Annotated in this window: 16 protein-coding genes; 10 read left to right on the forward strand and 6 right to left on the reverse strand. The window is 65.1% G+C overall.

Annotation, left to right across the window (positions count from 1 at the left end; genetic code table 11):
- Positions 1-9: 9 nt before the first annotated feature.
- From mnmE to AC1RRJ_RS15625, 8 genes are all read left to right on the forward strand, one after another.
- Positions 10-1,314 carry a tRNA uridine-5-carboxymethylaminomethyl(34) synthesis GTPase MnmE gene (gene mnmE / locus AC1RRJ_RS15590; RefSeq protein ID WP_493124947.1) on the forward strand — a complete coding sequence of 435 codons (1,305 nt, stop codon included), beginning with the start codon at positions 10-12 and terminating at the stop codon, positions 1,312-1,314.
- Between the two features lie 185 nt (positions 1,315-1,499).
- Positions 1,500-3,362, forward strand: a complete 1,863-nt coding sequence (gene mnmG, locus AC1RRJ_RS15595) for a tRNA uridine-5-carboxymethylaminomethyl(34) synthesis enzyme MnmG (RefSeq protein WP_493124271.1) — start codon at positions 1,500-1,502, stop codon at positions 3,360-3,362.
- Positions 3,363-3,430: 68 nt separating this feature from the next.
- Positions 3,431-4,090, forward strand: a complete 660-nt coding sequence (gene rsmG, locus AC1RRJ_RS15600; RefSeq protein ID WP_493124274.1) for a 16S rRNA (guanine(527)-N(7))-methyltransferase RsmG — start codon at positions 3,431-3,433, stop codon at positions 4,088-4,090.
- Complete coding sequence (locus tag AC1RRJ_RS15605) at positions 4,087-4,869, forward strand: ParA family protein (protein ID WP_088473607.1); 783 nt, start codon at positions 4,087-4,089, stop codon at positions 4,867-4,869. The genes rsmG and AC1RRJ_RS15605 overlap by 4 nt, the downstream gene beginning before the upstream one ends.
- Positions 4,870-5,823 carry a ParB/RepB/Spo0J family partition protein gene (locus tag AC1RRJ_RS15610; protein ID WP_493124277.1) on the forward strand — a complete coding sequence of 318 codons (954 nt, stop codon included), beginning with the start codon at positions 4,870-4,872 and terminating at the stop codon, positions 5,821-5,823. It abuts the gene before it with no gap.
- 250 nt (positions 5,824-6,073) lie between these two features.
- Positions 6,074-6,583 (forward strand): DUF4402 domain-containing protein, encoded by a 510-nt coding sequence (locus AC1RRJ_RS15615; protein WP_493124279.1) that lies wholly within the window; start codon positions 6,074-6,076, stop codon positions 6,581-6,583.
- Between the two features lie 237 nt (positions 6,584-6,820).
- Entirely contained in the window at positions 6,821-7,645 is an 825-nt protein-coding gene (locus AC1RRJ_RS15620) for a fimbrial biogenesis chaperone (RefSeq protein ID WP_493124281.1), read from the forward strand.
- A 33-nt stretch (positions 7,646-7,678) separates the two neighbouring features.
- On the forward strand, positions 7,679-10,426 hold the full coding sequence (locus AC1RRJ_RS15625; RefSeq protein ID WP_493124283.1) for an MSCRAMM family protein: 2,748 nt from the start codon (positions 7,679-7,681) through the stop codon (positions 10,424-10,426).
- A 6-nt stretch (positions 10,427-10,432) separates the two neighbouring features.
- Here AC1RRJ_RS15625 and msrB read toward each other — a convergent pair whose 3' ends face one another.
- From msrB to AC1RRJ_RS15645, 4 genes are all read right to left on the reverse strand, one after another.
- A complete protein-coding gene (gene msrB, locus AC1RRJ_RS15630; RefSeq protein ID WP_493124285.1) occupies positions 10,433-10,918 on the reverse strand; it encodes a peptide-methionine (R)-S-oxide reductase MsrB in 486 nt (161 codons plus the stop codon).
- Positions 10,919-10,974: 56 nt separating this feature from the next.
- The gene (locus AC1RRJ_RS15635; protein ID WP_493124287.1) at positions 10,975-12,210 is read right to left on the reverse strand and encodes a cytochrome P450; all 1,236 of its coding nucleotides are present in this window, start codon (positions 12,208-12,210) and stop codon (positions 10,975-10,977) included.
- A gap of 87 nt (positions 12,211-12,297) precedes the next feature.
- On the reverse strand, positions 12,298-13,572 hold the full coding sequence (locus AC1RRJ_RS15640; protein ID WP_493124289.1) for an ABC transporter permease: 1,275 nt from the start codon (positions 13,570-13,572) through the stop codon (positions 12,298-12,300).
- Positions 13,569-14,543 carry an ABC transporter ATP-binding protein gene (locus tag AC1RRJ_RS15645; RefSeq protein ID WP_493124291.1) on the reverse strand — a complete coding sequence of 325 codons (975 nt, stop codon included), beginning with the start codon at positions 14,541-14,543 and terminating at the stop codon, positions 13,569-13,571. The genes AC1RRJ_RS15640 and AC1RRJ_RS15645 overlap by 4 nt, the downstream gene beginning before the upstream one ends.
- Positions 14,544-14,592: 49 nt before the next feature.
- Between AC1RRJ_RS15645 and queG the strand changes: the two genes are divergently transcribed.
- Positions 14,593-15,645: a tRNA epoxyqueuosine(34) reductase QueG gene (gene queG, locus AC1RRJ_RS15650; protein ID WP_493124293.1), complete on the forward strand. Its 1,053-nt coding sequence runs from the start codon at positions 14,593-14,595 to the stop codon at positions 15,643-15,645.
- Positions 15,646-15,652: 7 nt separating this feature from the next.
- Here the strand turns inward: queG and AC1RRJ_RS15655 are convergent, their stop codons facing one another.
- Positions 15,653-16,042: a hypothetical protein gene (locus AC1RRJ_RS15655; protein ID WP_493124295.1), complete on the reverse strand. Its 390-nt coding sequence runs from the start codon at positions 16,040-16,042 to the stop codon at positions 15,653-15,655.
- Positions 16,039-16,731, reverse strand: coding sequence for an EI24 domain-containing protein (locus AC1RRJ_RS15660; RefSeq protein ID WP_493124296.1), 693 nt, complete (start codon positions 16,729-16,731; stop codon positions 16,039-16,041). The genes AC1RRJ_RS15655 and AC1RRJ_RS15660 overlap by 4 nt, the downstream gene beginning before the upstream one ends.
- A gap of 110 nt (positions 16,732-16,841) precedes the next feature.
- On the opposite strand from AC1RRJ_RS15660, the gene AC1RRJ_RS15665 reads away from it, so the two are divergent.
- Positions 16,842-17,840: an adenosine kinase gene (locus AC1RRJ_RS15665; RefSeq protein ID WP_493124298.1), complete on the forward strand. Its 999-nt coding sequence runs from the start codon at positions 16,842-16,844 to the stop codon at positions 17,838-17,840.
- Positions 17,841-17,870 lie beyond the last annotated feature (30 nt).

Raw genomic sequence — 17,870 nt, forward strand, 5'->3', positions numbered from 1 at the left:
AGCGACACGATATTTGCGCTGTCGAGCGGGATGCCGCCGGCGGCGATCGGCGTTGTGCGCGTGAGTGGACCGCAAGCGGGCGAGGCTCTGCGTCAGCTTGCCGGACGTTTGCCCGAAGCGCGGCGTGCGGTGCTGGCCGAGCTGAAGGATGCCGACGGCGCGGCGCTCGATCGCGCGCTGATCCTGTGGTTTCCGGGTCCGGCAACCGCGACCGGAGAGGATTTGGCCGAACTGCACCTGCACGGCGGCCGTGCGGTGGTTGCGGCGGTCGAGGCCGCGCTTGGCGCGGTTCCGGGGCTGCATCCGGCGGCGGCGGGTGAGTTCACCCGGCGCGCCTTCCTCAACGGCCGAATCGATCTTGCCGAAGCCGAGGGGCTCGCCGATTTGCTCGCGGCCGAGACCGAAAGCCAGCGTGTGCAGGCGCTGGGGATGGCGAGCGGACATGTCTCGCGCGCGGTCGAGGCGTGGCAGGATCAGTTGCTGACCTTGATGGCGAGCGCCGAGGCTGAGCTCAATTTCGCCGATGAGGATGATGTCGAGGTCGGCGAAGCAGTTGCTGAGCGACTGATCTCCGGAATGGGCGCCCTCGCGACTGACCTTGACGACTGGCTCGCGCGGCCAGCGGCAGAGGTGATCGCGGAGGGACTGTCGGTGGTGATCGCTGGGCCGCCGAATGCCGGAAAATCGACGCTGATCAATGCGTTGGCGCAGCGCGAGCTCGCGATTGTCTCGCCGGTCGCGGGGACGACGCGCGACGTGATCGAAACCCCGCTCGCGCTCGACGGGATCGCAATGCGCTTTTCGGACACCGCGGGGCTGCGCGGCGAGGGCGCCGATGCGATCGAGGCGATCGGGATCGATCGCGCGCGCGCGGCGGTCGAGGCCGCCGATATTTTGCTGTGGCTTGGATCGCCAAAGGAGGTGCCCGAACATCGCCGCTGCATCCTCGTCGCGGCGCAGGTTGATCGTTGGCGCGGCGATGCCGCGGCCGAAGCGGATGCAGCACGATGCGATGTCATCCTGTCGGCGACGATGGGCGAGGGGATGGAAAGCCTCCATCGCCATATCGTCGAGATGGCGCGAACATTGTTGCCGCGCGAAGGCGAAGCGGCGCTGCGTCAGCGCCAGCGCGCCGCGCTCGGCGAGGCGAAGAACTGGTTGATGGTCGAAGGGGATTCGCGCGAAGCGGGCGATTTGATTCTGCTTGCCGAGCGCCTCCGGCTGGCGAGCGCCGCGCTTGACCGCATCACCGGACGCGCCGGGGTTGAGGATATGCTCGACACATTGTTCGGGCGCTTTTGTATCGGGAAATGATGTTCCACGTGGAACACGGGCGACCCGGAAGCAGCTGAAGCAGGGGATTTCATACGCAGACACAAAGAGATAGGCGCAAGCCGATTGCAGTCGTCCGCAAACCTCATTGTGTCTTTGGGTGAGATTGGGGCGCGCGATGCGCCGGTGGATTTTGGGCGCTTCTTGCGCTAAAGCGCGCGGTAATCATGAACAGCAGCAACAATTTTGATGTCATCGTCGTCGGCGGTGGACACGCTGGAACCGAAGCCGCCGCCGCAGCGGCGCGGCTTGGCGCGCGCGTCGCGTTGGTCAGTTTCGATCCTGCCTTGATCGGGACGATGTCGTGCAACCCGGCGATCGGGGGACTTGGCAAAGGCCATTTAATGCGCGAGGTCGATGCGCTCGATGGGTGGATGGCGCGCGCGGCCGACAAGGCGGCGATCCATTATCGCATGCTCAACGCGTCGAAGGGTGCCGCGGTGCAGGGGCCGCGTATCCAAGCCGACCGGACGCTCTATCGCGAAGCGATTCAGCAGATGCTCGCCGCCGAAGATGGCATCATCGTCATCGCGGGCGAGGCGGCGGCGCTGCGCTTGTCGGCTGACGGGGCGAAGGTCGAGGGGCTGGAGCTGAGCGACGGGTCTGTGTTGGCCGCGCCGGCGGCGGTGCTCGCCACCGGGACATTTCTCGGCGGTCGGATGTTCCGCGGCGAAGAGCGGATGGAAGGCGGCCGGATCGGAGAAGCCGGCGCGCATAAGCTCGCCGAGCAGCTGCGCGCGGCCAATCTGCCGATGGCACGACTCAAGACCGGAACCCCGCCGCGCCTCGACGGGCGGACGATCGATTGGGCGCGGCTGGAGGAACAGCCGTCGGATGGCGACGACTGGACCTGTTCCACGTGGAACAGCCAACGGACCGTCCCGCAGATTTTTTGCGCGATCACGCGCACCAATGTCGAAACTCACGGGATTATCGCCAACAATCTCGATCGGTCACCGTTGTTCACCGGGGCGATCGGTGCAGCGGGGCCGCGCTATTGCCCGTCGATCGAGGACAAGATTCACCGCTTCGCCGACCGCGACGGGCATCAGATATTTCTCGAGCCCGAGGGGCTCGACACGCATCTCGTCTATCCGAACGGCGTTTCGACCTCGCTTCCCGCCGATGTTCAGCTCGCGATGCTGCGGACGGTCGAAGGGCTGGAGACGGTCGAGATTGTCGTCCCGGGCTATGCGGTCGAATATGATCATATCGATCCGCGCGCGCTCGACCGGAGTTTACAGCTGCGCGCGATTGGCGGACTCTATTGTGCTGGCCAGATCAACGGCACCACGGGTTATGAGGAAGCCGCCGCGCAAGGGCTGATCGCCGGCGCCAATGCCGCACTCGCGGTGCAGGGCCGCGACCCGCTAATCCTTGATCGCTCTTTGAGCTATATCGGGGTGATGGTCGATGATCTGGTGCTGCAGGGGGTGACCGAACCTTATCGGATGCTCACGGCGCGCGCCGAATATCGGCTGCGGCTCCGCGCCGACAATGCGGCGACGCGGCTGACCCCGACGGGGATCGATCTTGGGCTGGTGCGTCCCGCAACGGCGGCGTTGTTTGCAGCGCGGCAGGCAGCGCGCGCCGAGGCCGAGGCCTTGCTCGCCGTGCCGGTCGTGACCGCGGACTATGCCGCGTTGGAACTCGCGCTGCCGGGCGATGGCGCGGCGCGCAAGCGGATCGATCTGCTGCGATTCTCCGAAGTGACCATGGCGACGCTCGCCAAACTTGCCCCCGAATTGAATGGGATCGATGCGACGATCCTTTCAGAGATCGCCGAGGATGCGCATTATGCGCCCTATATCGCGCGGCAGCAGGCCGAGCTTCGGGCGCTCGCCGCCAATGAGGCCATCCTGCTCGACCCGGCGCTTGATTATGGCGCGATCGGTGGGCTGTCGCGCGAGATGGTCGAGCGGCTGACCAAGGCACGGCCCGAGACTTTGGGGCAGGCGGGACGGATCGATGGCGTGACGCCCGCGGCGCTCACCGCGATCATGGTTCACAGCCGGCGGCGCGCGGCGTGATTCTTCCCTCCGGGTGGGCAGTGAAGCTAATTCCCGCGTTTGCGCGAATGACGAAAGTGGTTTGAATCATGGGAAGTGAATTGCTCGACAGCGAAGAGGGCGCGCGTGCCTGGATCGGCGAGACCTTCGCCCCGAGTGCGCATCAATGGGAACAACTTGAGCGTTTCGCCGGACTGCTCGTGGCCGAAAATGACCGGCAGAATCTGATCGCCGCGTCGACGATCCCGAACCTGTGGGTTCGCCATATTGCCGACAGCGCCCAGCTTTTGGTGCTCGATCGGAGCGATGGTGACGGCGTGTGGCTCGACCTCGGGAGCGGGGCGGGGCTTCCGGGGTTGGTCGTCGCGATCCTCAGCGGGCGACCGATGGCGCTTGTCGAATCGCGCAAACTCCGGTGCGAGTTTTTGCGTGGGGTCGCCGAGACATTGAATCTGGCGCATGTCGAGGTCGTCGAAGCGCCGCTCGAGCGGATCAAAACGCGCGTCGCAGCGACGATCAGTGCGCGCGCTTTTGCGCCGCTCGACAGGTTGATCGACTTGTCCACGCGTTTTTCCACTGAATCGACGCGCTGGCTGCTCCCAAAAGGACGAAACGCGGTTAAGGAACTGGCGTTGTTGCCGCAGCCATGGCAGAGAATGTTCCACGTGGAACAGAGCCGCACCGACGCCGAGAGCCAGATTTTGGTCGGCACGGGACAGATCGGCGAAAAACAGCGAGGAAAGCGATGATCCGCATTGCCGTGGCGAACCAGAAGGGCGGGGTCGGCAAGACGACGACCGCGATCAACCTGGCGACGGCGCTCGCGGCGACCGGCTGGCGGACACTGATCATCGATCTCGATCCGCAGGGCAATGCCTCTACCGGGCTCGGAATCAAGCAATCGCAGCGTGAATATTCGAGCTATGAGCTACTGCGCGGCGACGCGACGCTGGCAGAATGCGCGATTCCAACCGCGGTGCCGCGGCTCGACATCGTTCCCGCGACGGTCGATCTGTCGGGCGCCGAGATTGAGCTGATCGAGTTTCAGGACCGGCTCCATCGCATGCAACAGGCGCTGGCGGACGCGGAGGCGGGGCAGTGGGATATTTGCCTGATCGATTGTCCGCCATCACTTGGCATGCTGACGCTCAATGCGCTGATCGCTGCCGAATCGCTGATCGTGCCGCTCCAATGCGAGTTTTTTGCGCTCGAGGGGCTCAGTCAGCTGCTGACGACAGTCGAGCGCGTGCGCGAGCGTTTCAATCAGAAATTGTCGATCCTTGGCGTCGCGCTGACCATGTTCGATCGCCGCAACCGGCTGACCGATCAGGTCTCCGACGATGTCCGCGAAGTGCTGGGGCCGGTGGTGTTCGAAACCGTGATCCCGCGCAATGTTCGGCTTTCCGAGGCGCCGAGCCACGGCTTGCCGGCGCTGATCTATGACCATCGCTGCGCCGGATCGGCCGCCTATATTGCGCTGGCGCGCGAATTGATCGACCGACTGCCCAACGTCCGCAAGGCTGCATAAATGGCTGATAATCATGATGAAAATGGCACCCCAACGCCGCGCAAGCGGCCATCGGGGCTAGGCCGCGGGTTGAACGCGCTGTTCGGCGACGTCGCGGTCGAAGCGCCGGTACTGGCGAGCCCGGGAGGTGCAATGCCCGCGCCGACGCCTGCGGCCGGCGACGCGGTGCAGCATGTTCCGATCGGATCGATTCGCCCATTGCCAGGGCAGCCGCGGCGCCATTTTGACGAGGCGGCGATCGCCGAGCTCGCTGATTCGATCTCGGCGCGCGGGCTTTTGCAGCCGATCATCCTCCGCCGCGCGCCTGATGGGCAGGGCTATCAGCTCGTCGCGGGCGAACGGCGCTGGCGCGCTGCGCAGCGCGCCGGGCTGCATCAGATCCCGGCGCTGGTGCGCGATCTCGACGATGCAGCGACCTATGAGATCGCCCTGATCGAAAATATTCAGCGGCAGGATCTGAATGCGATCGAAGAAGCGGGGGCCTATCGCCGCCTGATCGATGATTTCGGCCATAGCCAGGAGGCGCTGGCGAAACTGGTCGGCAAGTCGCGCAGCCATGCCGCGAACTTGATGCGCCTGCTCGATCTGCCCGCGAGCGTTCAGACGCTCGTCGGTGACGGATCGCTGATGATGGGCCACGCCCGCGCACTGATCGGCGCCGACGGGGCAGAGGCGATTGCGCGGCGGGTCGTCAAGGAAGGCCTGTCGGTGCGCGCGGTTGAGGCGCTGGTGCGCGTCGAAAAAGGTGGTGGTTGCAAGGCTCCGGTGGTCGAATCACCGGGCCTGAACCGCGACCCCGACATCGTGGCGGTTGAACGCCATTTGTCCGAACTGCTCGGGATCGGTGTCGCGATTCAGTATGCCGGTGATGGAAAAGGCACGCTGGCGCTGAAATTCGGATCGCTCGACCAGCTCGACATGATCTGCCAGCGGCTGAGCGGCGAATCGATCTGATTTTTCGTCGTTGGCGACACGGTGACTTGTGCCAGCGCGGGCCGTCGAGGGTGAAGAAAAGTTTTTCGGAACGGTAGAAGAATGACTTCAAGTCATTCATATAGCTATTTTTTCTATGGAATTTTGGACCGAGTCATAACTCGGCATTAACCATGGTCGCTGGCAAAGGCTGAACTGGTCCTCCGCTAAAGGGGAGGCGAATGGGGTGGGATTTCCATTCGAACTTTGATTGTTCAAGGGACCAGAAAATATGCGCAACTTTGGAATGAAGCGCGCCCTCGTCGGCGCGGCAATGGCTGTCTTCGCGATAAACGCGCCGGTGGCGCACGCGGCGTCGGCCACCGGGACGGCGAAAGCCAAGATCCTGCGTCAGATCACGCTTACCAACACCAGCAACCTCGAATTTGCGACGATCATCAGCGGCGCAACTGCCTCGACCGTCACGGTTTCGCCCGCTGGCGCGGCGACGTGCGGTGCGAACCTGACCTGTACCGGTACCCCGACATCGGCCGGCTTCGATATCCAGGGCACGAACAATGCCGTGGTGCTCGTCGGTGGCGACAATACGGTGACGCTGACCGGGTCGCTCGGCGGCACGATGTCGGCGGCGCTCAGCTATTCGGCGACGTCGGTTACCCTGACTGCGGGGCCGGGAACGGTCGGCGGCAGCTTCCGTGTCGGCGGCGTGCTGAGCGTCGGTGCCAACCAGGCGGCGGGCGATTATGCAGGGACGTTCAACGTCACCGCCAATTATCAATAAGCTTGGGGGAAGGCAGGCGGGCTTTCGGGCGCGCCTGTCGGGAGAAAAAGGGGGCGTCGGACGCGGGTCTGGCGACCCCTTCTTCTTGCGCGCTTCGCACATGTTCGCATCATGGTTAGCAAAATATCAACCATGTTGATGCAGGCAGGATGGGACCAGCGGCGCGGTGGGGACCACGTCGGATAACGCCGTCGGCACGATGATATCGTGCCGCAAACGATTGTGGGGATCGTATCCATGTTGCATATTTTTCGGGCGTTTTGCCTGTTCATTCCGGCTGCGCTCGGCGTCACCGCGTCGCCGGTACACGCCTCCGGAGACCTGCTCGTCGCCCCGACGCGCGTGATCCTCGATGGATCGCGCGGAACCGAAGTGGTGCTGAACAATATCGGCGCCGAGCCCGCGACCTATCGCATCAGCCTCGAGATCAAGCGGATGACCGCTGCGGGCGGGCTCGATGAAATCGCCGAAGCCGATGCCAATGCGGCTGAAAAGGCCGCGCTCGGCATGATTGCTTTCAGCCCGCGCCGCGTCACGCTGCCGCCGAATCAGCCGCAGGTGATCCGTGTCGGCGTGCGCGTTCCCGAGGGCACGCCACCCGGCGAGTATCGAGCGCATATGCTGTTTCGCGCCGTGCCTGATAGCATTGCTGCCACCGACAAGGCGAAACCCGCAAGCAGCGGCGTATCGATCGCGCTGACCCCGATTTATGGTATCACGATTCCGGTGATCGTCCGTGTCGGTGATCTGGGCGCCGAGGCGACGATCGGGGAGGCCCGGATCAGCGAGACCGTTGACGGGCCGGCGTTCGACTTTGACCTCGAGCGTACCGGCAACCGGTCGGTTTATGGCGATATCGAAGTGACGCGGCCGGGGGTGGCAGAGCCGCTTCTCGTCGCGCGCGGCATCGCTGTCTATCCTGAGGTGACGCAGCGTGCGGTGTCGCTTCGCGTCCCGCCCGAGCTGGCCGCGAAGCTCAAGGGGCCGCTGCGTATCCGTTACAGCGAGGGTCGCGAAGTGGGCGGCGCGACGATCGACGAAGCCGAACGGGTGGTGAAATAGCGCGAACGGGAGCCGGACAGCGGCGGCCGGACCGTGCTGAAAGCGCTGTTCAAACGATGGAGACCGGCAATTCTGGCCGGAATGGCGCTGGCGGGGTTCGGCCTTTCCGGCGCTCAGGCCGCTGAAAATCCGGAAGTTCCGGTCGTCGCGGTCGATTGGACGCCGAACGAGGACGACAGCTGGCTGTTCGACATGCGTTCGGGTGCTTATCGGCTCGGCGACGGGGTGCGCGGCTATCAGACGCCGCAGGGTGTGTGCGTCGACCTGGCGGACATGGTTCTGGCGCTCGATCTGGCGGTACGCGTCGACAAGAAGTTGCGCCGCGCAACGGGCTGGGTGTTCGACGAGCGCCGGAGTCTGACGATCGACCGCGATGAAGGTACGGTGCGTGTTGGCAGCGAGGTTTTCAAACTGTCTTCCACCGCGATCCGCGACACGCCGGCGGGGTGGTGCGTCGATCTCGACCAGCTCGGCCATTGGCTGGACGTTCCGATTGCGGCGGACATGGCGAATGCGGTGCTGCGCATCGACACCAGGGAAAAACTTCCCTTTCAGCTCGCCGCCGAACGCCGCGTGCGCGCCGCGGGGCTGCGGCCGAAGGCGTCGTTTGACCTTGCGAGCCTGCCACAGGCGTCGCGGCCTTATCAGGGTTGGGCGACGCCCTCGGTTGATGTTGTCGCTTCGGCAGGGATTGTGTCGGACAAGCGCGGCGGATCTCATGCTCAGGCACGTTACGAGCTTTTCGCGGCGGGCGAGATATTGGCGCAAAGCTTCGACGCGCGGCTGTCGTCCGACGACAGGGGTGTGCCGGACAGTCTGCGCCCGCGACTCTATCGCACCGATCCCGAAGGGCGGCTGCTCGGGGCGCTCAAAGCCACCCATTATGCCGTCGGTGATGTCGGTTTGCTCGCGACCGGGATTGTCGCGGGATCAGCGCCGGGGCGCGGGGGGGTCCTGACCAATCGGCCGGTCGATCGTCCGGACAGCTTCGACAAGACCAGCTTTCGCGGCGATTTGCCCGCGGGTTGGGACGCCGAGCTGTATCGGAACGGGCAATTGCTGGCGTTCACCAGCCCGAACGGCGATGGGCGCTATGAGTTTCCGGACGTTCCGCTGCAATATGGATCGAACCGCTTCGAGATTGTGATGTACGGCCCGCAAGGGCAGGTGCGGCGCGAAACGAGGCAGTTGCAGGTGGGGATGGATTCCATCCCGCCGCGGCAGACCTGGTATTGGGCCGGGATTGCGCAGGAAAATGCCGACCTGATCGAATTTGGCGGCCGGCGCGGCGGGCCGTTTCGGCGCGGCTGGCGCGGGACGCTGGGAATCGAGCGCGGGATTGACCTTCGTACATCGGTTGCGGGCTATGCCCACAGCCTGATGATCGAGAATGTCCGGCGGAGCTATGGTGAAGTCGCGCTGCGGCGTGCGATCGGCCCGACCTTGCTTGAGGTTGCGGGCGCTTATGCCGATGATGGCGGGGCGGCGCTGCGCGCGAGCTGGCTTGCGGCCTTTGGCGAAACCTATGTCCGCGCCGACGCGATGCGCGGCTGGAAGGATTTTGTTTCGGATCGTTTCGTCAACCATATCAACGGCCTCTATTCGCTGTCGATCGATCAGCCGGTGACGCTGGGGCGGACGGCGCTGCCGTTGCATTTCGACCTGCGTCATGTCGATCGCACGTCGGGCGTGCAAAGTCTGGAGGCGACGGCGCGCGCATCGGCAAGCTTCCATGCCCTGACCTTCACCGGGCAGCTCGACTGGGCGCGAACCAAGGTGCCGATTGGCCCCGACCCGCCCGATAATATGACCGCGAGCCTGCTCGCCAATGCCCGGATCGGTCGCGTTCGCGTGCGCGGCGAGGCGCGCTTCGCACTGTCGGGTGACCATGCCGACACGCGAATGACCGTCATCGGCGAATGGGCGGGGAAGGGCGATGCCGAATGGCGCGCCGAGGCGGGCTATGACCGCGGGCTCGACCGCGCGCGCGCGGGACTTGGATATACGCGCCGTTTCAAAAAGCTACAGCTGAGCGGTTTTGGCGAGGTGGCGAGCGACGGATCGGCCGCGGCATCGCTGTCGCTCGCCTTCAGCCTGGGTCCCGACCCGCGCGGCGGCGGCTGGCGCGCGGCGAGCGAAAAGCTCGCGAGCCGCGGTCAGGTGATGGCCGATGTATGGATGGACGAAAATGGCGACGGGGTTCGCCAGCCCGGCGAAGCCGCGTTGCCGGGAGTGCCACTGACTGCGGGCAACAGCATGGTCGATGCGGCGACAGGTAAGGACGGCCGCGCGATGATCGACGGGTTGGAGCCATTTCGTGCCGTGATGATCGGGATCGACGCGGGAAGCCTGCCCGACCCCTATGTTCAGCCTGCGCTGCCCGGGGTTGTCGTTACCCCGCGCCCGGGCATCGCGATCAAGGTCGCGTTGCCGATGACGGTGGCGGGCGAGATCGAGGGCATTGCGATGCGTGATGGGGGCAATGCGATCGAAGGGTTGAGTCTGGAGCTGGTCGACGCCGAAGGGCGGGTTCGCGCAACGGCGTTGAGCGAGTTCGACGGATATTTTCTATTCGAAAGCGTGGCTTACGGGCGTTATACGGTGCGGTTGGGGCAGGTGTCGGCGGCGGCGTTGCGGCTCGACCCGGGCTTTGCGCTGGGCGCGGTGCCGGGCAAGACGAACCCGCGGGTGCGGTTGGGGACGCTGGCGCTGAAGCCGTTGCCGCGTGATGTCGCGATGCGGGACGGTAGGGTGAGTGAGGAGGAAGGTCCTGCGCGCTGACTCTCGTCACTCAGGCCTAAAGGTCATTGCCGCGCCGTTCATGCAGTAACGCTTGCCGGTCGGCTTCGGCCCGTCGTCGAAGATATGGCCAAGATGCCCGCCGCAGCGTTTGCAGTGGACTTCGGTGCGAGCATAGCCGAGGTCGTGGTCGGTCGAGGTTGCGATCGCGCCTTTGAGGGGGGCCCAGAAGCTGGGCCAGCCGGTGCGGCTGTCATATTTGGTCTTGCTGGAATAAAGCGGCAGCGCGCAGCCGGCGCAGAGGAAGGTACCCGCGCGCTTTTCCTTGTCGAGCGGGCTGGTGAAGGCGCGTTCGGTCGCGGCTTCGCGCAACACGCGATATTGCAGCGGTGAGAGGCGGTTTTTCCATTCGGCATCGCTCAATCGCCAGCCGGGTTCGGCCTGTGGTCGGCTCGATTTGGCGAAGAGAAGCGGCGCGCCGATAAAGGCTCCGCCCAGTGCGAGTCCGGCAATCAGGTGGCGGCGGTCGATCATGAGCGTTCCTTGCCCCTTCGATACGCTGCCACCCTGCGCCTGCGACCCCGCAGTCGTCAATATTTCTCGATCGTCACCGGGATCGTACGGAAACCGTGGACGAAGCAGGCGTGGACGCGTTCGGGCGCGCCGACGACGTTGACGCGCATCCGCCGCGCCGCCATTTCTTCCAGCAGGATGCGCAATTGCAGTTCGGCGAGGCGTGCGCCGACGCAGCGGTGGACGCCATAGCCGAAGGACAGGTGCCGGCGGGCATTGTCGCGGTCGAGCTTCAGCGCGTCGCCGTCGTCGAACACGCTTTCATCGCGATTTGCCGACAGATACCAGAGGATAATCTTGTCGCCCTTGGCGATCTTGTGTCCGAACAATTCGGTGTCTTCGAGCGCGGTGCGGCGCATATGCGCGAGTGGAGTCTGCCAGCGGATGATTTCGCTCACAGCATTGGGAATCAGCGACGGATCGGCTTCCAGTTTCGCACGCTGTTCGGGAAAGAGATCGAGGCCGTAGGCGAGCCCCGACATGGTGTTGCGCGTCGTGTCGTTGCCACCGACGATCAGCAGTACGAGATTGCCGATGAACTCATATTTGTCCATATGGCTCATCGCTTCGCTGTGCAGCATCATCGAGAGCAGGTCGGGGGTCGGCGGCTGGTTCGCCTTTTCCACCCAGATCTTCTGGAAATAAACGAAGGCTTCCTCAAGCACCGCACGGCGCTGTTCGCGGAGCTCGGGTTTTTGGGCGAGCTCGACATCGCCCATCCAGTCGGACCATTCGGACAGCTTGCGGCGGTCTTCCCACGGGAAATCGAACAGAATCGCGAGCATCTGTGTCGTCAATTCCATTGACACGCGGTCGACCCAGTCGAATTCGGCATCCCAAGGCAGGCTGTCGAGAACCTCGCCGGTGCGGCGGCGGATGTCTTCGGACAGGCGCGTCATTTCGGCGGGAGTGAAGGCGGGGGCGACGGTGCGGCGCTGGTCGGTGTGCTGCGGCCGGTCCATCGCGATGAACATCGGCAGGCGGAACTCCTCGGCCTCGTCGCGGTCGAGGATGGTGATTCCGCCATACTCCCATGATGAGCTGTAGATGTCAGGCAGCGCTTCGATATGCTGAATCGCCTGATGGCTCGAGATATTCCAATGGGGACCGTGGACGCTGTCCTCGACCTTGTAGATGCCGCCCATGGCGCGCAGCTCGGCAAAAGGCTGTTGCCAGCGATCCTCGGAATAGATCGCGGCGGGGCTCATATCATAGGGGTCGGTGGTCACTTGGGGCTTGGCTGCGGTCGCCATCTGGGACATCCTCTCTCTGCTAGACTCGCCGCAGCGTTTGCCGCCGTCGGCTCGATCAGTTGCAGAATGCCACTGTTGACAGCTTTGTCAATGACGCTGGTCCGAGGCGGCCTCTCCGCTCATCGCCGCGCGTCCGCGCTGCCAGAATTTCCAGCCGCCGCCGCTGTTCAGCACCCCGGCGCGGAACAGCCGCACCGACAGGAAGATGACAATCGCGACCCAGATCGCCTGCCAGCCGATCGCGAGCAGATGCACCGCGCGCGCTTCGTCGGTCGCCGCACGTGCGGCCATCGCGAAGGGGGAGGAGAAGGGAAAGATTTGCGCAAAGCGCGCAAGATTACTGCCCGGTGCGCCTGCCGCGGCGGCCGACAGGCTGAACATCCCGACCTGAAAGATAGTGATCGGCAGGCTGAGCATCTGAATCTCGCGCACCGTTGCGGCTTGGGCGCCGACGCCGAGGAAGACCGCGCCGAGGAGCAGGAAGGCGAGGATGAAATAGCACAGGCCGACGCCGAGGAAGAAGGCCCAGCCGCTTGCCGGCGCGGCGGTCAGCGCGACAGCGGGCCTGCTCGCCGCGCCGGCCAGGGTCGCGGGGTCGATCTGTGTCGCGAAGAGAAGTCCGCCCGCGACCGCGATTCCACCCCAAAAAGCGATGAAGAGAATCGCGACCCCGAGCATGCCGAGCAGCTTGCCGAGGAAAACGCTCTCGAGCGGAACCGCGGCGGCGAGGATTTCGATGACTTTATTGCCCTTCTCCTCGGCGAGCGAGCCGACGGTCTGCCCGGCGAGGAGGAGGGTGAGGAGGAAGATCGCAAAGACTGCGGCGAAACCCATCGACTGCTGCGCTGCGATACTGGTGCCGCCGCTCGCCAGATTTTCAAAGCGCGGGGCGACTGGCGGTGCGGCGCCCGCGGCGCGGGTCCGCAGGACCTCACTTGCGAGCAGCGCCAGATAGCGGCCTGCGCTGCTGCCCGGCTCGCGCTCGACGATGCGCGGGGTCGCGAGCGGGCCGCTCAGCACTGCATAAGTGTCGCTGCCCTTTTCGCGTGCGATGGCGACCGGGTCGGCGGGCCGAGGCCCGTCGGCGCGCAGTTCGAGCGGGGGTGGCGGGCGGCCAAAGGCGGTACGGAGACGTGCGTCGGCCGCGCGCGCCGCCTCGATGTCGGACGCATCGATCACCGCGACGATCCGGCCCGCACTGCGCGCGCTATCGGCGAGCTGCGACGCGCCCATGCCGCCGAGCGCGCCGACCGTGAGCATGAATAGCGGCGCGAGCAGGAAGAGAAGGAAGGTCGGCGTCGCGACGATCGAAATCAGGTCGCGGCGCGCGATCACGAACATGCTGCGCAAGAAGGGGGTCATGCCAGCGCCTCCTGCACCGCATCGCAGGTCGCATCGGCGGCGAAGTCCGCATCGACCTGGCGGACGATATGGACGAAGGCGTCGTGGAGCGCGGGACGGGTGATCGACAGGCCGGTGACGCCATGGCCGCTGGCGGTAATCTGCGACAGCAGGGGTTCGACGTCGGCGTCTTCGATCGCGAAATGCCACGCTTCGCCGTGCTGTTTGGCGGTGGCGGGCAGGATTGCGACGATTCCCGCAGCATCGCGACTGTCGCGCGGGGTATAGCGCACCTGCATCGGCAACAGCGCGCGCGCTTCGTCGACCGTGCCTTCGAACCTACGCTCCGACCGGGCGATGATCGCGATCCGGTCGCACAGACGTTCGGCGTGCGCCATGACGTGGGTCGAGAAGAGGATCGTCGCGCCGCGGTCGCGCTCGCGCTTTACCAGCATTTCGAGCCGCTCCTGGTTGACCGGGTCGAGCCCCGAAAAAGGCTCGTCGAGAACGATCAGGTCGGGTGCATGGACGATCGACCCGATCAGCTGAACCATCTGCGCCATACCCTTCGACATTTTGCGGATTTTCTCGTCGATCACGCGTTCGAGGCCGAGTTCGGTCATGAAGGTCGCGGCGCGACGCCGGCCCTCGCGCCAGTCAAGCCCGCGCAGCGCGCCCATGAAAGCGATCGCCTCGCGCGCTTTCATCCCGGGATAAAGCCCGCGTTCCTCGGGCAGATAGCCGATCCGGTGGCGCACCGCCTGTGGTCGCTGATCGCCGAAGAGGCGGCTGGTGCCTGCGTCGGGGTCGATGATGCCCAGCATCATGCGCAAGCTGGTCGTCTTGCCCGCACCATTGGGGCCAAGGACGCCATAAATACTGCCTGTCGGCACTTCGAGCGACACATGGTCTACCGCCTTGAAGGCGCCGAAATATTTGGTGAGGCCAGCCGCCTCGACGCTATAGTCGCTCAAACCCCGGTCCCCGATCATTGCACGTGCAAACTATGGCACGGACAAGCGCTTGGCGTATAGAGCGCCAATGGTTGCGAACCCCTTGCCATCGCTGGAACAGCGGCTTGCCGATGTCGCGCGCGCGCACGGTTTCGTCGCGTTTGGCGTCGCCGATGCCGACGCGGCGCCGAAAACCGCGGCGCGGCTGGGCGAATGGCTTGCCGACGGGTGCCACGGCGACATGATCTGGATGGAAAGCCGCGCAGCGCAGCGTGGTTCGCCGAAAGGGTTGTGGCCCGAGGTGCGGTCGGTGATAGCATTGGGCATGAGCTACGCGCCGTCGCATGACCTGCTGGCGCTCGCCGATCATCACGAGCATGGACGAATCTCGGTCTATGCGCAGGGCGCTGATTATCATGACGTCGTAAAAAAGGCGCTGAAAGCGGTTGCGCGCTGGCTCGTCGCCGAAGTCGAGGGCGCCGAAGTCAAGGTGTTCGTTGACACCGCGCCGGTGATGGAAAAACCGCTATCGGAGGCTGCGGGGCTTGGCTGGCAGGGCAAGCATAGCAATCTCGTCAGCCGCGATCATGGCAGTTGGCTGTTCTTGGGGGCGATTTATACAACCCTGGAGCTGGCGCCGAGCGCGCCGGCGCGCGATCGCTGCGGCAGTTGTACGGCGTGCCAGGACGCGTGTCCGACCGGCGCCTTTCCTGCGCCGTATCGCGTCGATGCGCGGCGCTGCATCTCCTACCTCACCATTGAGCATAACGGGCCGATTCCGGCCGAGTTTCGCCGCGCGATCGGCAACCGCATTTACGGTTGTGACGATTGCCTGGCAGTGTGTCCGTGGAATAAGTTTGCCGATACTGCGGCGCGGCACCGCGCCTTTCTACCGCGCGCCGAATTGGTGGCGCCGTCGCTCGGCGATTTGCTGGCGCTCGATGACGCGGAGTTTCGCGCGGTATTTTCGGGCTCGCCGATCAAGCGGATCGGGCGGAATCGGATGGTACGCAATGCTGCAATCGCAGCGGGCAACAGCGGTGATGCCGGGTTCCGGCCGGCGCTTGAGCGGCTTTCTGCGGATGAATCAGACATGGTCGCCGACGCGGCGCTATGGGCGCTCGCTGAACTGGCGGCGTGATGCCAGTCTAACGGCGCAATGCGGCGGCGCAGCCGTTGACCTCGGCATCGCGTCCGTCGGGGGTGCGGGCGTCGACATGGGTGGCGACCGGGGCGGCGCCGGCGCGTGCGGCATAGAAGTAAATGTCGAGGATGCACGCGGCGCCGGCGAATTGCAGCTTGCGGCCGGCGCCCTCGGCGACATCGAGGCGCGGCTTGCCGAACATGCTGCTGATCGCATCGGCGCTGTTGCCGATCAGATTGTTGTTCTGCACCGGCTTGACGATGGTCGGCGGCGGCGCGGTGGTTTGTGGCGGGATGGCGCGCGGAATAGCGGAGCCGGCGCAGCCACCGAGCAGGAGGGCGAGCCCGGCGCTTGCCGTCAGGCGCCAGTTTTGCGTTATCCGGTTTCGGATCATGAAAGGCCCCGCTTTTCGTTGTTGGTACGCAGATGGAACAGGTGGACGGCCATAGCGGCGCTGAGGATGGGCGCCAACAAATTGGCGACGGGAACCAGGAAGCTTGCGGCAGACAGCAGGCCGAGTGACCAGCGTGCCGACCGGTCGAGCCGTGGCCGGGTGGGGTGTCGCGCGCCGATCATCGCCTCGAGATCGCGGCCGAGCAGGACAGCGTTGACTGCCAGCGCGAGCAAAACCGTGCCGACCCCGGTGACCAGCAGCAGGATATAGAAGGGCATCGCGATCAGGTTGCCGGCAATGACGCGCGCGAGCGACGCCAGCGCCAGCATGATGTTCTGACGCCACCCGACCGCGACGGCGCTTTGCGCGGCGTCCGGATAATGCCGCTCCTCGATATCGGCGACGATCGCGTCGGCGAACAGTCCGACGACGACGATCGCGACGGTGCGAAAGAGCAGCCAGCCGCCCGCGATCAGCGCGAGCGCGATGAGGATGCCCGCCATGTCGAGCCCGCTGCCGTCCAGCCACTGCCCCTGTTCGAGTCCCCGGCGCGCGGCGAAGAAGAGCGCTGCGCCGCTGGCGGCAAGGAGGAGCAGTGTGAGCGCGAGGCTGAGCGCGAGGATGCGCAGCACGCGCGGGTGCGGCAAATCCCTGAGAGCGAGGAGAAAAGCGTGAACGACACGGGCCATGCGACGGGGATGGCGCGGCGGGGTGGGGGGCGTCAAGCGCCGCGCTTGCCTTGATGCGCCGCCATCCCTAAAGCCGCGCGCAATCTTTTCCATCATCGACAGGAATTTTCATGGCCTCCACCGCCCGTTTCGACGTTGTTGCCATCGGCAATGCGATCGTCGACGTCATCGCCCGCGCCGACGATGCGCTCATCACATCCGAAGGCCTGACCAAAGGGTCGATGCGGCTGATCGACGCCGAAGAGGCCGAACGGCTTTATGGTGCGATGGGACCGGCGATCGAAATGTCGGGCGGTTCGGCGGCGAACACCCTCGCGGGCATGGCGGTGCTTGGTCAGCGCTGCAGCTTCATCGGGCAGGTCGCCGACGACCAGCTCGGCCATGTCTTCTCCCACGATTTGCGCGCACTGGGCGTCGCCTATGAAACCCCCCCGCTGGCCGAAGGCGCGCCGACCGCGCGCTGCCTGATCCTCGTCACCCCCGACGGGCAGCGGACGATGAACACCTTCCTCGGCGCAAGCCACCTGCTCGAACAGGCGATGATCGACGAGGCGTGGATCGCCGATTCGGAAATCCTCTATCTCGAGGGCTATTTGTGGGATCCCGAACTGTCGCGCGCAGCGATGCGCCGTGCGATCGATGTGTCGCGCGCAGCGGGGCGCAAGGTCGCCTTCACCTTGTCTGACGCCTTCATCATCGACCGCCACGGCGCCGATTTCCGCGCGCTGATCGCCGAGGGGCTGTTCGACATCCTGTTCGCGAACGAGGTCGAGATTTGCGCGCTCGCCGAAAGCGATGATTTCGAAGCCGCCGTGGCGAGTGTCGCGGCGCAGGTGCCGCTGCTCGTCGTGACGCGCGGCGCGCATGGCGCGATTGCACTGAGCGGCGGCGAGCGGACCGAAGTCGGCGCCGAGCCGATCGACGAGGTTGTCGACACCACCGGTGCTGGCGATTTGTTCGCTGCGGGTTTCCTGTCGGGGCACGCCCAGGGACGCTCGATGACCGATTGCCTGACGATGGGCGCGGTGTGCGCGCGCGAGATTATCGCGCAAGTCGGCCCGCGGGCGCAGACCGACCTGAAGGCGAAGATTGCCGCGCGGCTGGGATAAGATTTTATAGTCATCCCGGCGATAGCCGGG

Source organism: Sphingopyxis sp. GW821-FHT12C06 (assembly GCF_058807415.1).